Origin of the sequence: Streptomyces sp. NRRL S-37, from assembly GCF_000721605.1 — a bacterium.
Taxonomy (GTDB): Bacteria; Actinomycetota; Actinomycetes; order Streptomycetales; family Streptomycetaceae; genus Streptomyces.
In genome coordinates this window covers 121,132-140,971 of record NZ_JOIZ01000016.1, presented here as the reverse complement: position 1 = coordinate 140,971, position 19,840 = coordinate 121,132, and the positions used below count along the sequence as shown (strand labels likewise).

The window sequence follows — 19,840 nt, the reverse complement described above, 5'->3', positions numbered from 1 at the left end:
GTCGTGTCCGTCACGCCCGGCAGACGTGTCCGTCACGGCCGCTTGGGCCGCGCCCGCACATGCATCCGCTCCCCCTGCGCACCGAACAGGCTGAGGAACTCCACGGGCCCCTCCCCCGTCGACCCGAACCAGTGCGGCACCCGCGTGTCGAACTCGGCCGCCTCCCCGGCCACCAGGACGACGTCGTGCTCGCCGAGCACCAGGCGCAGCTTCCCCGACATCACGTACAGCCACTCGTAGCCCTCGTGGGTACGCGGCTCGGGCTCGAGCTTCCGCTGCGGTTCCAGCACCTTGTACGCCTGGAGTCCGCCGGGCTGCCGGGTGAGCGGCCAGAAGGTGCGGCCGTAGCGGTGGATCGGCTGGGAGGCGCGGATGCGCGGGTCACCGACCGGCGGGGCGCCGACCAGTTCGTCCAGCGGCACCTGGTGGGCCTGCGCGATCGGCAGCAGCAACTCCAGGCTGGGTTTGCGCAGGCCGGACTCCAGCCGGGAGAGGGTGCTCACGGAGATGCCGGTCGCCTCGGACAGCGCCGCGAGGGTCACCTCCCGCTCCTTCCTGATCCGCCGCAGCCGGGGGCCCACTTCCGCGAGAACGTCGTCCGTAGTCATACGAATATTGCAGGTTCGGCAAAGTTGTTTGTCAATACGGCAAGGGCTGGGCGACTGTCGTCGTGGAGGTGGTCACGATGAACGAGACCTACACGGACGAGCCCTATGACGTGGTCGTCGTCGGAGGCGGGGCGGCGGGACTCTCCGCCGCACTGGTGCTCGGCCGGGCCCGGCACCGCACCCTGGTCGTCGACGCGGGCGAGCCGCGCAACGCGCCCTCGTCGCACATGCAGGGCTATCTGTCCCGGGACGGGATGGCACCGGCCGAGTTCCTGACGCTGGGCCGGGAGGAGATCGCGCGCTACGGCGTGGAACTCGTCCGGGACCGGGTCACGGACGTCACCAAGGACGGGGAGGACTTCACCGTCGCGCTCGACGCGGGACCGGCCGTACGGGCCCGGCGGCTGATCGTGGCGACCGGGCTGAAGGACGAGATGCCGGACGTCCCCGGGGTCGCCGAGCGGTTCGGGCGGGACGTGCTGCACTGCCCGTTCTGCCACGGCTGGGAGGTGCGCGACGAGCCGTTCGGTGTGCTCGCGTCGAGCGCGATGAGCGTGCACCAGGCGCTGATGGTGTCCCAGTGGTCGAAGGACGTCACCTTCTTCCTGCACCGGGTCGCCGAGGAGGAACTGTCCGACCTGGACCTGCGCCGGCTGGCCGCCGCCGGGGTCGCGGTGGTGCCCGGTGAGGTCGCGGAGCTGGTGGTCGAGGACGACCGGCTCACCGGGGTGCGGCTGGCCGACGGCACCATCCACGCCCGCTCCGTGCTCTTCGTCGGGCCGCGCCCGGTGCCTCAGACGTCCTTGCTGGAGGCGCTGGGCGCCGAGATGAACGAGACCCCGTTCGGGGCGTACCCGGTCGTCGACCCGACCGGCCTGACCACGGTGCCCGGGGTCTGGGCGGCGGGCAACGCGATCGGCTTCGCCGAGCAGGTGGTGCACGCGGCGAGCGGCGGCTACCGCGCGGCGGCCGCGATCGTCGGGGACCTGCTGATGACCGGCCTGGACGCCGCGGTGAACGGGTAGCCGCCGGACGGCGGGGGTGTGGAGCGCCCGTCTCCGGAGCACTATGACTGCATGCTGCTGTCCCGGCTGGCCCGTGTGTCCCAGGAGGTCGCCGCCACCTCGGCGCGGTCCCGGAAGATCGAGCTGCTCGCCGGGCTGTTCCGGGAGGCGGAGGCGGACGACGTGCCGGTCGTCATCCCGTATCTGGCCGGCCGGCTGCCACAGGGCCGTATCGGGGTCGGCTGGAAGGTGCTGAGCCGTCCGGTCGCCCCCGCCGCCGAGCCGTCGCTGACGGTGCGCGAGGTCGACGCGCTGCTCACCGCGCTCGGCGAGGTGTCCGGTCCGGGATCGCAGGCCGAACGGGCCCGCCTGGTCGGCGAGCTGCTGGGCGCGTCCACCGAGGACGAGCAGCGGTTCCTGTCCGGGCTGCTCACCGGCGAGGTCCGGCAGGGCGCCCTGGACGCGGTCGCGGTGGAAGGGCTGGCGCGGGCGACGGGGGCGCCGCCGGCCGATGTGCGGCGGGCGGTGATGCTGGCCGGTTCGCTCCAGTCGGTGGCCGGGGCGCTGCTGGCGGACGGCCCCGGGGCGCTGGAGCGGTTCCGGCTGACCGTGGGCCGGCCGGTGCTGCCGATGCTGGCGCACAGCGCCTCCTCGGTCGCGGAGGCGGTGGAGAAGCTGGGGGCCTGCGCGGTCGAGGAGAAGCTGGACGGCATCCGCGTCCAGGTGCACCGCGACGGGGACACCGTGCGCGTGTACACCCGCACCCTCGACGACATCACGAGCCGGCTGCCGGAAGTGACGGCGGCGGCGCGGGAGTTGCGGGGCGAGCGGTTCATCCTGGACGGGGAGGTCATCTCCTTCGACGAGGACGGCCGCCCCCGCTCGTTCCAGGAGACCGCCGGACGGGTCGGCTCCCGGGTGGACGTGGCCACGGCCGCACGGGAGGTCCCGGTCTCCCCCGTCTTCTTCGACGCGCTCTCCGTCGACGGCCGCGACCTGCTGGACCTGCCGTTCACCGAGCGCCACGCGGAGCTGGCCCGGCTGGTCCCGGAGCCCATGCGGGTGCGGCGCACCCTCGTGTCGGGCCCCGGGGATCCGGGCGCGGCGGAGGGGTTCCTCGCCGAGACGCTGGAGCGCGGCCACGAGGGCGTCGTGGCCAAGGGCCTGGACGCCCCCTACAGCGCGGGCCGGCGGGGTGCGTCCTGGCTGAAGGTCAAGCCCGTCCACACGCTCGACCTGGTGGTGCTGGCGGCCGAGTGGGGCCATGGCCGCCGCACCGGGAAGCTCTCCAACCTGCACCTGGGCGCCCGCACCGCCGACGGCGGCTTCGCCATGCTCGGCAAGACCTTCAAGGGCCTGACCGACGCGATGCTGACCTGGCAGACCGAGCGGCTGCGGGAGCTGGCGGTCGACGAGAGCGGCTACGTCGTGACGGTGCGCCCCGAACTCGTCGTGGAGATCGCCTACGACGGCCTCCAGCGCTCCACCCGCTACCCGGCCGGCGTCACCCTCCGCTTCGCCCGCGTGATCCGCTACCGCGAGGACAAGCGCCCCGAGGAGGCGGACACGGTGGAGACCCTGCTCGCCGCGCACCCCGGGGTACGGCCGTGAGGGGCGCCCGCAGCGCCGGGCTGCTGTTGTTCCGGCACACCGGTCAGGGCGTCGAGGTGCTGCTCGGTCATATGGGCGGCCCGTTCTTCGTCCGGCGGGAGAGCGGGGCGTGGACCGTGCCGAAGGGCGAGTACGACCCCGGTGAGCCGGCCTGGGAGGCGGCGCGCCGCGAGTTCCGGGAGGAGCTGGGGCTGCCGCCGCCGGACGGGGAGGCACTGCCGCTCGGGGAGGTCCGGCAGTCCGGCGGGAAGACCGTCACGGCCTGGGCGGTGGAGGCGGACCTCGACCCGGCAGCGGTCGTCCCGGGCACGTTCGAGATGGAGTGGCCGCCCGGGTCGGGGCGGGTCCGGGAGTTCCCGGAGCTGGACCGGGTGGCGTGGTTCCCCCTGGACCGGGCCCGCGAGGTGATCGTCGGCGCGCAGACCGCGTTTCTCGACCGCCTGGCGGAGCACTCGCCCTGAGGAGACCTCCCGCGTTGCGCCGCCCACCACCGCGCGGGAAGGTCAAAAAGCACAGCCCGCCCCAGGGAGGTCAGCGATGCACATCGCCACGGTGAACCCGGCGAACGGCGAGACGGTCAAGACGTACCACCCCATGGACGAGGAGGAGATCGGGCACCGGCTCCAGCTCGCGGAGGCCACGTTCCGGACGTACCGGACGACGACCTTCGCCGAGCGCGCCCGTCTGATGCACCGGGCCGCCGAGATCCTCGACGAGGATCAGGAGACCATCGGCCGGGTGATCACCACGGAGATGGGCAAGCCGGTCAAGCAGGCCCGCGCGGAGGCCGCGAAGTGCGCCAAGGCGATGCACTGGTACGCCGATCACGCGGCGGAACTCCTCGCCGACGAGGAACCCGACGCCTCCGACGTGAAGGACTCCGGCGCCTCCCGGGTCCTGGTGCGCTACCGGCCGCTGGGCCCGGTGCTCGCGGTGATGCCGTGGAACTTCCCGCTGTGGCAGGTGGTGCGGTTCGCCGCGCCCGCGCTGATGGCGGGCAACGTGGGCCTGCTCAAGCACGCCTCGAACGTGCCGCAGACCGCCCTGTACCTGGAGGACCTGTTCCACCGCGCGGGCTTCACCGAGGGCTGCTTCCAGACCCTGCTCATCGGCTCCGCCGCGGTCGACGACCTCCTGCGGGACGAGCGGGTGAAGGCGGCGACCCTCACCGGCAGCGAGCCCGCGGGCCGCGCCGTCGCCGCCACCTCCGGGGAGATGATCAAGAAGACGGTGCTGGAGCTGGGCGGCAGCGACCCGTACGTGGTCATGCCCTCCGCCGACCTGGACCGGGCCGCCGAGGTGGCGGTCACCGCGCGGACGCAGAACACGGGGCAGTCCTGCATCGCCGCCAAGCGGTTCATCGTGCACACGGACGTCTACGACGCCTTCACCGAACGCTTCGTCGCGGGCATGAGGGCGCTGAAGGTCGGCGACCCGATGGACGAGGAGACCGACGTCGGCCCCCTCTCCAGCGAGAAGGGCCGCAGCGACCTGGAAGAGCTGGTCGACGACGCCGTCCGCGCGGGCGCCACCGTGCTGTGCGGCGGCGAGCGCCCCGACGGACCCGGCTGGTTCTACCCGCCGACCGTCCTGGCCGGCATCGGCAGGGAGATGCGCATCCACCGCGAGGAGGCCTTCGGCCCGGTCGCCACGCTGTACCGCGCGGCGGACATCGACGAGGCGGTCCTGATCGCCAATGACACCGACTTCGGGCTGAGTTCCAACGTCTGGACCCGCGACGAGGCCGAGGTCGACCGGTTCGTACGGGATCTGGAGGCCGGCAGTGTGTATGTGAACGGGATGACGGCGTCCCATCCGGCGTTCCCGTTCGGCGGGGTGAAGCGGTCGGGGTACGGGCGTGAGCTGTCCGGGCACGGAATCCGCGAGTTCTGCAACATCACCACGGTTTGGCAGGGTGCGTGATGTCCGCGCGGTTACGATCCCGACTGTGAACCGCGAAGTGACTCTGCCTCTGATCGTCGACGACCGCGGGACCCTCCAGGTTTCCGCTGCCGATGTCAGCAAGCTGCTGCGTACGGTGGGCGGGCGGTGGGTCCGGCTCGTCGAGGCGGGGGAGGAAGGGCTCGACGAGGACACGGTCGCCGCGCTGACGATCGAGCTGGCGAAGCTTGCCGATCGGATCGACGTGGCGTGTATCGCCCATAGCAGTGGGGGTGCGCCGTAGCTCCGCGGGTTCAGCGCCGGGTGCGGGTCCGTCGTGGTTTCTCGCGCAGTTCCCCGCGCCCCTAGGTGTGCTGTCCGAGCGTTGCCCAGAACTTCGCCTCGTACGCCTGGAGCAGACGGGCGTAGGCGCGGGCGCGGTTCTCGTCGAGGCGGCCCTCGTCAAGGGCGGTCCGCACTGCCTCCGTGGCTGCTTCGTCCAGGGCCGGGGCCGGTTCGGCGAAGAAGTCGAAGAAGGCGCAGGCTTTGTCCGTGAAGCCGTAGTGGGTGCGCAGGGCCTTCGCGATCGTCGCGCAGTAGCCGCCCCAGGCCGAGAAGTTCGCCGTCAGGGCCAGCACCACGTCCGACGGTTCGGCGTTCAGGGCCAGCCAGGCCACGTACGCGGGGTAGGACTGGCAGCCCGGCAGGGGCTCGTACGCGTCCGCCCGCTCCTCGTCCACGCCGCACGCGGCCGTGAACGCCTTCAGGTGTTCCGCCGCCAGGGTCTCGCCCTCGGCCAGGGCGGTGAAGTACGCGGCCGACTCCGGATCGGCCCGTTCCGCCAGGTGCAGGAAGGCGCGGCGGTCCGCCGGGATCACCCGGCGCTGCTCCAGGGCGAGCGCGGCCAGAACGGCCCGGTCGGCCTCGCCGCGGGCGATCAGGGGGACCAGGGGGTTGGACCCCGGGTCGGGGGTGAGTTCCCTGGTGGTCGTCTCCAGCAGTTCCCGGGCCGTGCGTGTCATCGCGTCCTCCGTCGCGTCGGTCACGCACGAGCCTTTCCCGGGAGCGGGGCGGGGGTAACCCGGCGGTGCCGTCCGCACCGCCGGGTCGTCCGGGTGGCCGGCCTCAGCGGATGGGCATGCCCGACAGGGTGCGGGCGATCACCAGGCGCTGGATCTCGCTCGTGCCCTCGAAGATGGTGTAGATCGCGGCGTCACGGTGCATCCGCTCCACCGGGTACTCGCGGGTGTAGCCGTTGCCGCCGAGGATCTGTATGGCCTGGGCGGTGACCTTCTTGGCCGTCTCACTGGCGAACAGCTTGGACATCGAACCCTCGGCCGCCGTGAACGGCTTGCCGTTGATCGCCATCCAGGAGGCGCGCCACACCAGCAGGCGGGCGGCGTCGATCTGCGTGCGCATGTCGGCGAGCTGGAAGGCGACGCCCTGGTTGTCGATGATCGGGCGGCCGAACTGCTCGCGCGTGGTCGCGTAGTCGAGGGCGACCTCGTACGCCGCGCGGGCGGTGCCCACCGCCATGGCGCCGACGGCGGGCCGGGACGCCTCGAAGGTGGCCATGGCGGCGTTCTTCACGCGCTCGCCGCCCTGCTTCGCCTTCTCGCGGGCGCGGGCGAGGCGCTCGTCCAGCTTCTCCTTGCCGCCGAGCAGGCAGGAGCCGGGCACGCGCACGTCGTCGAGGACGACCTCGGCGGTGTGCGAGGCGCGGATGCCGTGCTTCTTGAACTTCTGGCCCTGGGACAGGCCCGGGGTGCCCGGCGGGACGATAAAGGAGGCGTGGCCCTTGGAGCCGAGGTCGGGGTCGACGACCGCGACCACGACGTGGACGTTGGCGATGCCGCCGTTGGTCGCCCAGGTCTTGGTGCCGTTGATCACCCACTCGTCCTTGGCCTCGTCGTACACCGCGCGGGTGCGCATCGAGGCGACGTCGGAGCCGGCGTCGGGCTCGGAGGAGCAGAAGGCCGCGACCTTGACGTCATTGGCGTCGCCGTACATCTGGGGGATCCAGGTGCCGATCTGCTCCTCGGTGCCGTTGGCGAGGACGCCGACGGCGGCCAGGCCGGTGCCGACGATCGACAGGGCGATGCCGGCGTCGCCCCAGAAGAGCTCCTCCATGGCCATCGGGATGCCGAGGCCGGTCGCGTCGAAGTACTGCTGGGCGTAGAAGTCCAGGGAGTAGATGCCGACCTTGGCGGCCTCCTGGATGACCGGCCAGGGAGTCTCCTCACGCTCGTCCCATTCGGCGGCCGCGGGGCGGATCACATCGGCGGCGAAGCCGTGCAGCCAGTCCCGGACCTCCTTCTGTTCGTCGTTGAGCTCCATGGTGAACTCGGCCATGTCCCCTCCAGCGGCGCACATGCATGTTACTTGCGGTAACCCCGAGTCTGTTACCGACGGGTAGGAAAAGTCAACTCCCCCGGACCGGTCGGCATCCCGTTCGATGACCGGATCGCCCTCAGTGTTAGTTTGCGCAGGCGTCACCGAATCAGCACGGGTGGGGAGAGATCATGAACACCACACAGCGGACCGATCAGCAGCGGTCCGCCGACCGACGCCGGCGCGAACTGCTGGAGGCCGCCGACCGGGTGGTGCTGCGCGACGGGCCGGGTGCCTCGATGAACGCGATCGCCGCCGAGGCCGGCATCACCAAGCCGATCCTCTACCGGCACTTCGGTGACAAGGGAGGACTCTACGCCGCCCTGGCCAAGCGGCACACCGACGCGCTGCTGGACTCGCTGCGGGCCGCCCTGGACGCCCCGGCCGACCGGCGCGAACGGGTCGAGGCCACCCTGGACACCTACCTCTCGGCGATCGAGGCACGGCCCCAGGTGTACCGGTTCCTGATGCACCCGGCGGAGGAGTCGCAGAGCGACCAGGGCTTCGACGTCGGCAAGCACTCGGCGCCGCTGCTGCGCCGGATGGGCGAGGAGCTGGCCCAGGTCATCGGGGACCGGCTGGACCTCGGCCCGGACGGCCGGCGGCTGGCCCGGGTGTGGGGGCACGGCATCGTCGGCATGATGCATGCGGCCGGCGACTGGTGGCTGGGCGAACGGCCCTGTTCGCGGGCGGAGTTGGTGCGCAGTCTGGCCGATCTGCTGTGGGGGCGCCTCGCGGCGGCGGGGGACAAGGTGGGAGGTCCGGGGTTCTGATCTTCACAGATCGTCTGCGCATTGTGTACGGCCGGCCGGGCCCACGCGGCGAGGGGCGCGGGGCCGCGGGGTGTTCAGTCCGTCCGGCGCCAGGAGGCCCGGGCCACCTGCCGCATCAGTTTCCGGTGGCGCCGGCCCGTCAGGCGGTCGGCGTAGATCCGGCCCTCCAGGTGGTCGCACTCGTGCTGCAGACACCGGGCGAAGAAACCCGTGCCGTGGACGGTGACCGGCTCGCCGGTCACCGTGAAGCCCTCGACGACCGCGTGGTCGTACCGCTCCGTCCCCGCCTCCAGGCCGGGCAGGGACAGACAGCCCTCGGGGCCGCGGACCACCACCCCGTCCGTCTCCACCAGCCGCGGGTTCACCACATGGCCCAGGTGCCGGACGTCCTCGTCGTCCGGGCAGTCGTAGACGAACACCCGCAGCGGCTCGCCGATCTGGTTGGCGGCCAGGCCCACACCCCGCGCCGCGTACATCGTGGCGAACAAATCGTCCACCAGCCGTGCGAGTTCCGGACCGAAGCCGGTGACCTCCCGGCAGGGCGCGTGCAGCACCGGGGCGCCGAGCAGGGTGAGGGGCCGTACACGTCCGTGGACGCCGGGGATGGAGCCTTGTCGCATGCCCGTCAGAGTACGGTCCTCCCAGCAGCGCCCGTCTCACGATGGTGCCGCGGTTCTGGAGTGCGAACGGATCTCGATAGGCTGAGGTCTCACCACGTGGCCGTCAGGCACAGACGCGGCGCGTACGCAAGGAGGATCGAGAACTGATGGCAGGCAACTCGGACCCGCTCACGCCGCGGGCCAAGCTGGCCGTGACCGCCGGCAAGGCGGTCGCGGCGGCATCCCGCGCCGCCGGACGCGGCAGCGGTTCGGTGATCGGCGGCCGGGTGGCGCTCAAACTCGACCCCGATCTCCTGGCCCGGCTCGCGCAGCACCTGGACGTGACCCTGGTCTCGGCGACCAACGGCAAGACCACCACCACCCGGCTCATCGCCGAGGCCCTCAAGGCCGCCGGGCCGGTCGTCTCCAACGCGCTCGGCGCCAACATGCCGGCCGGCATCACCTCGGCGCTGGCCGGCGGCTCGGACGCCAGGTTCGGCGTCATCGAGGTCGACGAGAAGTACCTCGCGGGCGTCGCCCGGGACACCGACCCCAAGTGCATCGCGCTGCTCAACCTCTCCCGCGACCAGCTCGACCGCGCCGCCGAGACGCGGATGCTCGCGGAGAACTGGCGCGAGGGCCTGGCCGGCTCCAAGGCCGTGATCGTCGCCAACGCCGACGACCCGCTGGTGGTGTGGGCCGCGTCCTCCTCCCCCAACGTGATCTGGGTCGCCGCCGGCCAGATGTGGAAGGACGACGCCTGGTCCTGCCCGTCCTGCGGCGGTGTGATGCAGCGCCCGGGCGACGACTGGTTCTGCAGCGAGTGCGGCTTCCGCCGGCCGACGCCGAGCTGGGCGCTCTCCGGCGACCACGTCCTCGACCCGCACGGCTCCGCCTGGCCGATCCACCTCCAGCTGCCGGGCCGCGCCAACAAGGCCAACGCCGCGAGTTCCGCGGCCGTCGCCGCCGTCTTCGGGGTGCCGCCGCAGGTCGCCCTGGAGCGCATGTACCAGGTGCAGGCCGTGGCCGGCCGCTACGACGTGGTCCAGTTCGAGGGCCGTGATCTGCGGCTGCTGCTCGCCAAGAACCCCGCGGGCTGGCTGGAGACGTTCTCGCTGATCGACCCGCCGCCCACCCCGGTGATCCTCTCGGTGAACGCGCGCGGCGCCGACGGCACCGACACCTCCTGGCTGTGGGACGTCGACTACACCCGGCTGACCGGCCACCCGATCTGCGTCATCGGTGACCGGAAGCTGGACCTCGCGGTGCGCCTGGAGGTCGCGAACCAGCAGTTCCAGGTCTGCGAGAACCTCGACCAGGCGGTGCAGCTGTGTCCGCCGGGCCGGATCGAGGTCATCGCCAACTACACCGCGTTCCAGGACCTGCGCCGCCGCGTCGGCAACTGACCAACGACACCCCAGGGGACTTGAAGTGAGCGACAACCAGCTGCGGGTCGTGTGGATCTACCCGGACCTGCTCAGCACCTACGGCGACCAGGGCAACGTCCTCGTCGTGGAGCGCCGGGCCCGGCAGCGCGGCCTGGACGTGGCGCGGCTCGACGTGCGCAGCGACCAGCCGATCCCGACCTCCGGCGACATCTACCTGATCGGCGGCGGCGAGGACCGTCCGCAGCGGCTGGCCGCCGAGCGGCTGCGCCGCGACGGCGGTCTGCAGCGGGCGGTGGGCAACGGCGCGATCGTCTTCTCGGTCTGCGCCGGCTACCAGATCCTCGGCCACGAGTTCATCAACGACCTCGGCCAGCGCGAGCCCGGTCTCGGCCTGCTCGACGTGGTCTCGGTACGCGGTGAGGGTGCCCGGTGCGTCGGCGACGTGCTCGGTGACGTCAACCCGCAGCTGGGCCTGCCCCCACTGACCGGGTTCGAGAACCACCAGGGCGTCACCCACCTGGGTCCCTCGGCCCGCCCGCTCGCCCAGGTGCGCTTCGGCAACGGCAACGGCACCGGGGACGGCACGGAGGGCGCGTTCAACGAGACCGTCTTCGGTACGTACATGCACGGTCCGGTGCTGGCCCGCAACCCGCAGATCGCGGACCTGCTGCTGAAGCTGGCGCTCGACGTCAACGCGCTGCCGCCGACCGACGACCGCTGGTACGAGGCGCTGCGGAGCGAGCGCATCGCGGCGGCGCAGCAGCCCGCGTGAGTCTCCGTCCGCCTGCGGACAACCTCCCGACACCCCCGCGTAACCGGCCCGTCTGACGGCTGGTCCGCACAGGTGAGCGGGGTCGTCCAGCAGGCGGACGCCAGGTGCGGCCCCGCCCCCCGGAGCGGCTAGGGTGGCGGAGATCGAGCCGGACGACGCGGTCCGGTCCCGGCCCACTTCGAGAAGGTTGTTTCGGGCTATGCGCATTGGTGTCCTCACGTCCGGCGGCGACTGCCCCGGCCTGAACGCCGTCATCCGGTCCGTCGTGCACCGCGCCGTCGTCGACCACGGCGACGAGGTCATCGGCTTCCGGGACGGCTGGAAGGGCCTCCTGGAGTGCGACTACCTCAAGCTCGACCTCGACGCCGTGAGCGGCATCCTCGCCCGCGGCGGCACCATCCTCGGCTCCTCCCGGGTCCGCCCCGAGCACCTGCGGGACGGCGTGGAGCGGGCCAAGGGGCACGTCCGGGAGCTCGGCCTGGACGCGATCATCCCGATCGGTGGTGAGGGCACACTGAAGGCGGCCCGGCTGCTGTCGGACAACGGCCTGCCGATAGTGGGTGTGCCGAAGACCATCGACAACGACATCGCCGTCACCGACGTCACCTTCGGTTTCGACACGGCCGTCGGCGTGGCGACCGAGGCCCTGGACCGGCTGAAGACCACCGCCGAGTCGCACCAGCGGGTGCTGATCGTCGAGGTCATGGGCCGGCACACGGGCTGGATCGCGCTGCACTCCGGCATGGCGGCCGGCGCGCACGCCGTCGTCGTCCCTGAACGGCCCTTCGACATCGACGAGCTGACCGCGAAGGTCGGCGCGCGGTTCTCGGCCGGCAAGCGGTTCGCGATCGTGGTCGCCGCGGAGGGGGCCAAGCCGAAGGCCGGGACCATGGACTTCGACGAGGGCGGCAAGGACGTCTACGGCCACGAGCGGTTCGCCGGCATCGCGCGGCAGCTCTCCCTGGAGCTGGAGTCGCGGCTCGGCAAGGAGGCGCGGCCGGTGATCCTCGGGCATGTGCAGCGCGGGGGGACGCCCACGGCGTACGACCGGGTGCTGGCGACGCGGTTCGGGTGGCACGCGGTGGAGGCGGTGCACCGGGGGGAGTTCGGGCGGATGACCGCGCTGCGCGGGACCGACATCGTGACGGTGTCCCTCGCGGAGGCGGTGGAGACGCTGAAGACGGTGCCGGAGGAACGGTACGCGGAAGCGGAGTGCGTTCTCTGAAGTACCGGGCCCGGCTCGGTCCGTGAGGTGAATCGCGGGCTGCGGGCCGTCGGTGGCTGATCGCGCCCACGCGGCGGAGCCGCATGTCGATACAGCCCCGCGCCCCTGGAGGGTGTCTCCCCGACCCCGGTCACAGGTGTGGCCGGGGTCGGTCGTACGCTGAGTGCGGACAGACTGCGTACAACCCCCACGAAACAGGAGCCGGTGGATGGATCACGGCGGGCACGGCATGACCATGGATCTGCCGCCGTTCACGCTGGGGCGAGGGCTCGGCTGGTCGGCGGACCCCTTCTTCCTCATCGCCTGCCTGCTCGGGCTGGCACTGTACGGCTGGGGTGTGGTCCGGCTGGTGCGGCGCGGTGACAAGTGGCCGGTGGGGCGGACCGTCGCGTTCATCGCCGGTGTGCTGAGCATCGGGCTCATGATGTGCACCAGGCTGAACGACTACGGCATGGTCATGTTCAGTGTGCACATGGTGCAGCACATGGTGATCAGCATGGTGTCGCCGATCCTGATCCTGCTCGGCGCCCCGGTCACCCTGGCCCTGCGCGCGCTGCCGCCGGCCGGGCGGGGCCGCAAGGGGCCGCGCGAGCTGCTGCTGATGCTGCTGCACAGCCGCTACATGCGGGTCGTCACCCACCCGGTGTTCACCATCCCGATGTTCATCGCGAGTCTGTACGGCCTCTACTTCACCCCGCTGTTCGACTTCCTGATGGGCTCCAAGGTGGGGCACATCGCGATGATGGTGCACTTCCTCGCCGTCGGTCTGGTCTTCTTCTGGCCGATCATGGGGGTGGACCCGGGGCCGCACCGGCCGGGGTATCTGATGCGGATGCTGGAGCTGTTCGCGGGCATGCCGTTCCATGCGTTCTTCGGCATCGCGCTGATGATGGCGTCGACGCCGATGGTCACGACCTTCGAGAATCCGCCCGGCTCGCTCGCCGTCGACGCGCTGTCCGACCAGAACGCGGCCGGCGGTATCGCCTGGGCGTTCAGCGAGGTCCCCTCCGTCCTGGTGCTGCTCGCGCTGCTGTTCCAGTGGTACGCCTCGGACCAGCGGCAGGCCAGGCGCAAGGACCGTGCCGCCGACCGGGACGGGGACAAGGAACTCGAGGCGTACAACGCCTACCTGGCCTCACTGAACGCACGCGGGAACTGAAATCACCGTCTCCGCGATCCCCTTGAACGGGGATTCTCCACCGGTAGCATGAATGCGTCGGGGGGAACCGCAAGGGGGAGCGGTGATGGCACTTCACGTGTTCACGCGCAGGGCGGGAAAAGCGGCGATTCGGAAGATCGCCGTCCTGTCGTTATTACTTCTTGTCGCCAGTGGGTGCGATTCAAGTGCACCTTTGTTCGACGTGAAGGCGGTGGCCGCGGGGGCCGCCTCCCTCGCGCCGTTCTTCGACGAGCGCAGCGGACTCGGGCGGGACGCCGACGTGCGGTCGCGGCCCGCTCGCGGCGGTCTCCAGCAGGGGGACACACCCGGCCTGTACGGGGGCACCGGCAAGGCGTCGATCTGCGACGTCGCGCGGCTGAAGCGGTATCTCGCCGAGCCGCGCAACGACCGCAAGGCACGTGCCTGGGCCGGGGCGCTGGATCTCCGCAAGGATGAGATACCGGGGTATCTCGACGGGCTCACCCCTGTTCTCCTGCGTCACGACACTCTGGTGCGGAACCACGACTACAAAAAGGGAAAGGCTGTTCCCTTCAACGCACTGCTTCAGGCGGGAATCGCGATTCTGGTCGACGATCAGGGGATGCCGGCGGTGAAGTGCTCGTGCGGAAATCCGCTGCGGCCCTTCGAGGGGGACAGGAACAGGATTTCCGTCTCGTTCGACGACGGAAACGAGCGGTGGAAGGGGTACGACCGTTCCGAGGTCGTGGTCGTACGGCCCGCGTCCCACGAACTGAAGCGGATCGCCCTCGTCGATGTGGAGGATCCCGGCCGGGGCATCGAGCGGCCCGTGGGGACGGCGGGCGAGGAGGACACCGCCTTCGACACGAGGAAGCGGCGGGCGGTGCCGTCCCTCATCGGCACCACGTTCGGTGAGGCGAGCCGGCGGCTGGCCGGGCGGGGGCTGGCGGTCGCGTACGACGGGGAGGACCTGCCGCCGGACGGCGCGCGGGTCACGGCGTCCGATCCGGCCGCCGGGGCCGAGCTGCGGTTCGGGACGCATGTCACGCTGAGCGTGGTGAGGGACGAGAGTCCGTCCGGTGGCGGGACCACTCCCCCGGACCCGGAACCGTCACGGCCGACGACGAGTCCCGCATCCCCTTCCGCGCCGTCCGAGCCGTCCTCGCCGTCCTCACCGTCCGAGCCGTCCTCCCCGTCCTCCGGCCCGTCGAGGTCCGAGCGGCCGGCGTCGCCGAGCGGGACGTCAGACGCCCCGTCCACGCCGGCCGGCTCAGCACCGCCACCTCCGCCGAGCACCTCGTCCGGCCCAGCACCGCCTTCCACGCGTTCCGCGCCTCCGGAACCCCCCGGAACCACCTCCGTGCCTCCCCGCACCACTCCCCCGCCGCCCACCGGCGGACCCGCGAGCAGCGCTCCGGCCACGAGCGTGCCCGCCACCTCCGAAGCACCCACCACGAGCGCCCCCGCTGAGCGCCCCCGCCGGACCCGGGAGTGACCGGATGCCCTCATCACCGACGTCGGGAGTGGGCCGGGTCATCGCCGGCCGCTATCTGCTGCTGCGCCGGCTGGGCAGCGGCGGCATGGGGCACGTCTGGCTCGCCCACGACCAGAGACTCGCGTGCGAGGTCGCGCTGAAGGAGATCGTGTTCGGCGACCCGGCCGAGCCCGGCCAGGAGCGGGAGGCCCGGGTCGCCCGGGCGCGCGCCGAGGCCCGGCACGCAGCCGGTCTGCGCGGTCACCCCCATGTGGTGACCGTGCACGACGTGCTGGAGCACGAGGGACTGCCGTGGATCGTCATGGAGTACGTGGCGGGCGCCGTCGACCTGCGGGAACTGCTCGCCCGGAGCGGTCCGCCCGCCCCCGCCGAGTGCGCCCGGATCGGGCTGGCCGTGCTGGACGCGCTGACCGCCGGGCACGAGCGGGGCGTGATGCACCGGGACGTGAAACCGGCGAACATCCTGCTGGCACCGGACCGCACCGGATCACCGTACGGGCGGGTGCTGCTCACCGACTACGGGATCTCGGTGCAGCCGGACACCGGGGAGACGCGGTACACGATGGCGTCCGCGCTGGTCGGCACGGCGGGCTACCTGGCGCCGGAGCGGGCCACCGGCGGTCCGCCCACCCCCGCGGCCGACCTGTTCTCACTGGGCTGCACGCTCTACCACGCGGTGGAGGGCCACGGCCCCTTCGCGCGGGAGTCCCCGCTGGCCTCGGTCACCGCCGTGGTCATGGAGGACCCGCGTCCACCGGTACGGGCGGGCGCGCTGGAGCCGGTGCTGCGGGGGCTGCTCACCAAGGATCCGGAGCTGCGGGCGACGGCGCGGGAGGTGGAGGCCGAGCTGGCGCGGATCGTGACGCCCCAGACGGAGGCGTACGCGCGGACGCGGACGGACCTCGGCTCCCAGCCGCCCTGGGCCGCCTCCGCGCACCCGGCGCCCGAGGCGGGCGCGCGGGGCCCCGCCGCCACCGGCACCCGCCGCCGCCCCCGCCCGCACGCGCTGCGCGCCGCCCTCGTCGGCGGGCTGGGCCTGGTGCTGGCGCTGGGCGGTGCCTGGTACGCGCTGGCCGGCCGGGAGGACGGAGGCGGGACGGCGGTGCCGTACGGGGAGGCCGTCGGGCTGGTCCAGCCGCTGAAGGAGGGCGACTGCGTGCTGGCCGACTGGCCCGGCGGCTCCCCGTTCACCGGCACGCCCCGGCTGACCCGCGACCCGACCTGCGCGGACCAGGCACCCGACGGACAGGTCGTGGCGTTCGTCGAGGCCGCCTCGGACGAGGAGGCGCGGGAGCGGGGCCCGGCCCGCTGCGAGGAACGGACGCGGGAGCTGCGCGGCCGGCTGGCCGACGTACGCGCTCTGGCCGTCGTACCCACGCCGGACGGGTTCGAGGCGGCCGGGGGGCGTACCGCCTGTCTGGTGCTGGGGGCGCACGGGCCGGTGTACGGGCCGCTCGGGGACCGGCGCCGCCCGGGGACGGCGTTCGCCGACACGGCGACGATGCAGCGGCGGGACTGCCTGGACGTGCGGTCCCGCCGGGAGGCGCGGCTGGTGTCGTGCGACGGGAGGTACGACGAGCAGGTGCTCGGGTTCACCCGGCTGGGCGAGGACGTCACGCTCGCCGAGGCACGTACCGAGTCGGACACGGCGTGTGCGCGCGAGGTTCCGCCGCGTGACTACGGTTTCGACCCGTCGGTCCACGAAGCGGGGTCGTGGACCAGCGAGGGGCCCTGGAAATCGGGCACACATGTCGTCGTGTGCACCGTAAGGAGGCAGAACGGGGGCACCATGGAGGGAGCCGAACCATGAGGAGGGTGTCGCGATGCCCGGTTCCACGAACGGTTCCACGTCGACGAAGACCATGGGGGTGCTCACCGTCGGCGGTCTGGTCGCCGTGACGGCGTACACGGTGGCGCTCGGCAGCAACGGCTGGCTGTGGTTCGGCTGGGTCGTCCTGGGGCTGATCACCTTGGGGATGGTGGCCACCCGCAGCACCTGAGGGGCGCCGGGGCGGCCGGCCTCACTTCGGGGTGAGCCGCCCCGTCAGGTGCACGCCCGGCTGGTACTTCGGCAGCCGGACGGTGATCTTCATCCCCGCGCCCACGGCCGTCTCGATGACGAGGCCGTGGTCGTCGCCGTAGACCTGACGGAGCCGGTCGTCGACGTTGGACAGTCCGATGCCGCCGGTGGGGCTGACCTCGCGGGCGAGGATGCGGCGCAGCAGGCCGGGGTCCATTCCGGCGCCGTCGTCCTCGATGACGACCAGGGCCTCGGCGCCGGCGTCCTGTGCGGTGATCTGGATGCGGCACGTGTCGGCCTTGCCCTCCAGGCCGTGCTTGACGGCGTTCTCCACCAGCGGCTGGAGGCAGAGGAAGGGCAGCGCGACCGGCAGCACCTCGGGGGCGATCTGCAGGGTGACGGAGAGGCGGTCGCCGAAGCGTGCCCGCACCAGCGCCAGATAGTGGTCGATGGCGTGGAGTTCGTCGGCGAGGGTGGTGAAGTCGCCGTGCCGGCGGAACGAGTAGCGGGTGAAGTCGGCGAACTCCAGCAGCAGTTCGCGGGCCCGTTCGGGGTCGGTGCGCACGAACGAGGCGATCACGGCGAGCGAGTTGAAGATGAAGTGCGGGGAGATCTGGGCGCGCAGGGCCCTGATCTCGGCCTCGATGAGGCGGGTGCGGGACTGGTCGAGGTCGGCCAGTTCGAGCTGGACGGAGACCCAGCGGGCGACCTCCCCGGCGGCCCGGACCAGGACCGCGGACTCGCGGGGCGCGCAGGCGACGAGCGCGCCGTGCACCCGGTCGTCGACGGTGAGCGGGGCGACGACCGCCCAGCGCACCGAGCAGTCGGGGGTGTCGCAGGTGAGCGGGAAGGCCTCGCCGCGGCCGGTGTCGAGGGGGCCGGTGAGGCGTTCCATGATCTCGGCGCGGTGGTGGGCGCCGACGCCGTCCCAGACGAGGACCCGGTCGCGGTCGGTGAGGCAGAGGGCGTCCGTGCCCAGCAGGGAGCGCAGTTTGCGGGCGGACTTGCCGGCGGTCTCCTCCGTCAGGCCGGCCCGCAGCGGGGGCGTGGCCAGGGACGCGGTGTGCAGGGTCTCGAAGGTGGCGTGCTCGACGGGGGTGCCGAGTCCGGCGAGGCCGGCGGGGCGGGCGGTGCGCCGGCCGATCCAGAACCCGGCGGCCAGCAGGGGCAGGACGGCGACGAGCAGACCGGCGAGGAAACCGCTCATGCGGACACCTCCGTACGGAGCTCCTCCGGCAGGTGGAAGCGGGCCAGGACCGCCGCCGTGCCGGGCGGCACCCGGCCGGGGGTGGCCAGGGACACCAGGATCATGGTGAGGAAGCCCAGCGGCACCGACCACAGCGCGGGCCAGGCGAGCAGGGCGTGCCAGGGCCCCGCGCCCGGGTAGCCGGCCATGGTCGCGGCGACGGCGAGGAACGCGGAACCGCCGCCCACCAGCATCCCGGCCGCGGCGCCCGGCGGGGTGAGCCGGCGCCACCAGATGCCGAGGACGAGCAGCGGGCAGAACGACGAGGCCGACACGGCGAAGGCGAGCCCCACGGCGTCGGCCACCGGCAGCCCGCCGACCAGGAGGCTCGCCCCGAGCGGTACGGCCATGGCGAGCACGGTGCCGAGCCGGAAGTGCCGTACACCGCGGGTGGGGAGCACGTCCTGGGTGAGCACGCCGGCGACGGCCATGGTGAGCCCGGAGGCCGTCGACAGGAACGCGGCGAAGGCGCCCCCGGCGACCAGCGCGCCGAGGAGGTCGCCGCCCGTCCCGCCGATCATGCGTCCGGGCAGGAGCAGGACGGCGGCGTCCGCGTCGCCGGTGAGGGTGAGCTCGGGCGCGTAGAGCCGGCCGAGGGCGCCGTAGACCGGCGGGAGGAGGTAGAAGGCGCCGACCAGGCCGAGGACCGCGACGGTGGTGCGGCGGGCGGCGACGCCGTGCGGGCTGGTGTAGAAGCGGACCACGACGTGGGGCAGGCCCATGGTGCCGAAGAAGGTGGCGAGGATCAGCCCGTACGTGGCGTACAGCGGGCGTTCCTCGCGGGACTCGGCGCGGGAGGGCGACAGGGCGTCGTCGGCGCCGCGTCCGGCGGCGGGGACCTCGGTGCCCTCGGCGAAGGTGAGCCGGGTGCCGCCGTCGACGCGGTGGGTGCCGGCGGGCAGGCTCACTTCGGTGCCGTCGAGGTCGCGGCCGTCGACGGTGCCGTCCACCGTGACGGTGAGCGGTCCCTCGAGCCGGAGGTCGAGGGTGTCGTCGACGCGGACCACCCGCTGCTCGCGGAAGGCGGCCGGCTCGTCGAAGGCGTGGCTGGGGGCGCCGTCGCTCTGCCAGGCGGTGATCAGGAAGAGGGCGGGGACGAGCAGGGCGGTGAGTTTCAGCCAGTACTGGAAGGCCTGGACGAAGGTGATGCTGCGCATGCCGCCCGCGCCGACGATGACGGTGACCACCACGGCGACGATCACCCCGCCGAGCCAGTCGGGCGCCCCGGTGAGGACGGTCAGGGTGAGCCCCGCGCCCTGGAGCTGGGGCAGCAGGTACAGCCAGCCGACGCCGACGACGGAGGCACCCGCGAGCCGCCGTACCGTCTGCGAGGCGAGCCGGGCCTCGGCGAAGTCGGGCAGGGTGTAGGCGCCGGAGCGGCGCAGCGGGGCGGCGACGAACAGCAGCAGCACCAGATAGCCGGCGGTGTAGCCGACCGGGTACCAGAGCATGTCCGGGCCCTGGACGAGGACGAGTCCGGCGATGCCGAGGAAGGAGGCGGCGGAGAGGTACTCGCCGCTGATGGCGGCGGCGTTGAGGCGGGGGCCGACGGTGCGGGAGGCGACGTAGAAGTCGGAGGTGGTGCGGGAGACGCGCAGGCCGAAGGCGCCGACGAGGACGGTCGCGAGGACGACGAGGGCGACGGCGGGAACGGCGTAGGTGGAGTTCACGGCGGTGTGCGTCCCGGTC

At 72.5% G+C, this 19,840-nt stretch carries 19 protein-coding genes; 13 read left to right on the top strand and 6 right to left on the bottom strand.

The annotated features are described in order from the left end of the window. Positions 1-32: 32 nt before the first annotated feature. Complete coding sequence (locus IH50_RS0123235) at positions 33-608, bottom strand: helix-turn-helix domain-containing protein (RefSeq protein ID WP_030865546.1); 576 nt, start codon at positions 606-608, stop codon at positions 33-35. Positions 609-685: 77 nt separating this feature from the next. On the opposite strand from IH50_RS0123235, the gene IH50_RS0123230 reads away from it, so the two are divergent. The 5 genes from IH50_RS0123230 (at position 686) to IH50_RS0123210 (ending at position 5,408) form a co-directional block, all read left to right on the top strand. Continuing rightward, positions 686-1,633, top strand: a complete 948-nt coding sequence (locus IH50_RS0123230) for an NAD(P)/FAD-dependent oxidoreductase (RefSeq protein ID WP_030865544.1) — start codon at positions 686-688, stop codon at positions 1,631-1,633. 51 nt (positions 1,634-1,684) lie between these two features. After that, on the top strand, positions 1,685-3,223 hold the full coding sequence (locus IH50_RS0123225; RefSeq protein WP_030865542.1) for an ATP-dependent DNA ligase: 1,539 nt from the start codon (positions 1,685-1,687) through the stop codon (positions 3,221-3,223). After that, positions 3,220-3,684, top strand: coding sequence for an NUDIX domain-containing protein (locus tag IH50_RS0123220; protein ID WP_030865541.1), 465 nt, complete (start codon positions 3,220-3,222; stop codon positions 3,682-3,684). The genes IH50_RS0123225 and IH50_RS0123220 overlap by 4 nt, the downstream gene beginning before the upstream one ends. 76 nt (positions 3,685-3,760) lie before the next feature. Continuing rightward, positions 3,761-5,146: an NADP-dependent succinic semialdehyde dehydrogenase gene (locus tag IH50_RS0123215; RefSeq protein WP_030865539.1), complete on the top strand. Its 1,386-nt coding sequence runs from the start codon at positions 3,761-3,763 to the stop codon at positions 5,144-5,146. Between the two features lie 25 nt (positions 5,147-5,171). After that, positions 5,172-5,408, top strand: coding sequence for a DUF6213 family protein (locus IH50_RS0123210; protein WP_030865537.1), 237 nt, complete (start codon positions 5,172-5,174; stop codon positions 5,406-5,408). Between the two features lie 61 nt (positions 5,409-5,469). Here IH50_RS0123210 and IH50_RS0123205 read toward each other — a convergent pair whose 3' ends face one another. Continuing rightward, positions 5,470-6,126 (bottom strand): transcriptional regulator, encoded by a 657-nt coding sequence (locus tag IH50_RS0123205; RefSeq protein ID WP_030865535.1) that lies wholly within the window; start codon positions 6,124-6,126, stop codon positions 5,470-5,472. A 103-nt stretch (positions 6,127-6,229) separates the two neighbouring features. Beyond that, complete coding sequence (locus IH50_RS0123200; protein WP_030865533.1) at positions 6,230-7,456, bottom strand: acyl-CoA dehydrogenase family protein; 1,227 nt, start codon at positions 7,454-7,456, stop codon at positions 6,230-6,232. Positions 7,457-7,626: 170 nt separating this feature from the next. Here IH50_RS0123200 and IH50_RS0123195 point away from each other — a divergent pair, with 170 nt between their 5' ends. Beyond that, a complete protein-coding gene (locus IH50_RS0123195; RefSeq protein WP_030865529.1) occupies positions 7,627-8,268 on the top strand; it encodes a TetR family transcriptional regulator in 642 nt (213 codons plus the stop codon). A 74-nt stretch (positions 8,269-8,342) separates the two neighbouring features. Here IH50_RS0123195 and def read toward each other — a convergent pair whose 3' ends face one another. After that, positions 8,343-8,888 carry a peptide deformylase gene (gene def / locus IH50_RS0123190; protein WP_030865526.1) on the bottom strand — a complete coding sequence of 182 codons (546 nt, stop codon included), beginning with the start codon at positions 8,886-8,888 and terminating at the stop codon, positions 8,343-8,345. Positions 8,889-9,034: 146 nt separating this feature from the next. Here def and IH50_RS0123185 point away from each other — a divergent pair, with 146 nt between their 5' ends. The 7 genes from IH50_RS0123185 to IH50_RS41085 all read left to right on the top strand — a co-directional run bounded on the left by IH50_RS0123185 (position 9,035) and on the right by IH50_RS41085 (position 16,885). Further along, positions 9,035-10,273 carry a MurT ligase domain-containing protein gene (locus tag IH50_RS0123185; protein WP_030865523.1) on the top strand — a complete coding sequence of 413 codons (1,239 nt, stop codon included), beginning with the start codon at positions 9,035-9,037 and terminating at the stop codon, positions 10,271-10,273. A gap of 25 nt (positions 10,274-10,298) precedes the next feature. Beyond that, on the top strand, positions 10,299-11,027 hold the full coding sequence (locus IH50_RS0123180) for a type 1 glutamine amidotransferase (RefSeq protein ID WP_030865521.1): 729 nt from the start codon (positions 10,299-10,301) through the stop codon (positions 11,025-11,027). Positions 11,028-11,226: 199 nt separating this feature from the next. Beyond that, the gene (locus IH50_RS0123175; protein ID WP_030865519.1) at positions 11,227-12,252 is read left to right on the top strand and encodes a 6-phosphofructokinase; all 1,026 of its coding nucleotides are present in this window, start codon (positions 11,227-11,229) and stop codon (positions 12,250-12,252) included. Between the two features lie 208 nt (positions 12,253-12,460). Then, positions 12,461-13,411 (top strand): cytochrome c oxidase assembly protein, encoded by a 951-nt coding sequence (locus IH50_RS0123170; RefSeq protein WP_030865516.1) that lies wholly within the window; start codon positions 12,461-12,463, stop codon positions 13,409-13,411. 202 nt (positions 13,412-13,613) lie between these two features. Continuing rightward, positions 13,614-14,885: a PASTA domain-containing protein gene (locus IH50_RS0123165; RefSeq protein ID WP_324617150.1), complete on the top strand. Its 1,272-nt coding sequence runs from the start codon at positions 13,614-13,616 to the stop codon at positions 14,883-14,885. Positions 14,886-14,889: 4 nt separating this feature from the next. After that, positions 14,890-16,695 carry a serine/threonine-protein kinase gene (locus tag IH50_RS0123160; protein ID WP_030865511.1) on the top strand — a complete coding sequence of 602 codons (1,806 nt, stop codon included), beginning with the start codon at positions 14,890-14,892 and terminating at the stop codon, positions 16,693-16,695. A 13-nt stretch (positions 16,696-16,708) separates the two neighbouring features. After that, positions 16,709-16,885 carry a membrane protein gene (locus tag IH50_RS41085; protein WP_030865508.1) on the top strand — a complete coding sequence of 59 codons (177 nt, stop codon included), beginning with the start codon at positions 16,709-16,711 and terminating at the stop codon, positions 16,883-16,885. Positions 16,886-16,906: 21 nt separating this feature from the next. Here IH50_RS41085 and IH50_RS0123150 read toward each other — a convergent pair whose 3' ends face one another. Beyond that, positions 16,907-18,112, bottom strand: a complete 1,206-nt coding sequence (locus IH50_RS0123150; protein WP_030865505.1) for a sensor histidine kinase — start codon at positions 18,110-18,112, stop codon at positions 16,907-16,909. After that, positions 18,109-19,821 carry a cation acetate symporter gene (locus tag IH50_RS0123145; RefSeq protein ID WP_030865503.1) on the bottom strand — a complete coding sequence of 571 codons (1,713 nt, stop codon included), beginning with the start codon at positions 19,819-19,821 and terminating at the stop codon, positions 18,109-18,111. Before IH50_RS0123145 ends, IH50_RS0123150 begins: the two co-directional genes overlap by 4 nt. Positions 19,822-19,840: the final 19 nt, after the last annotated feature.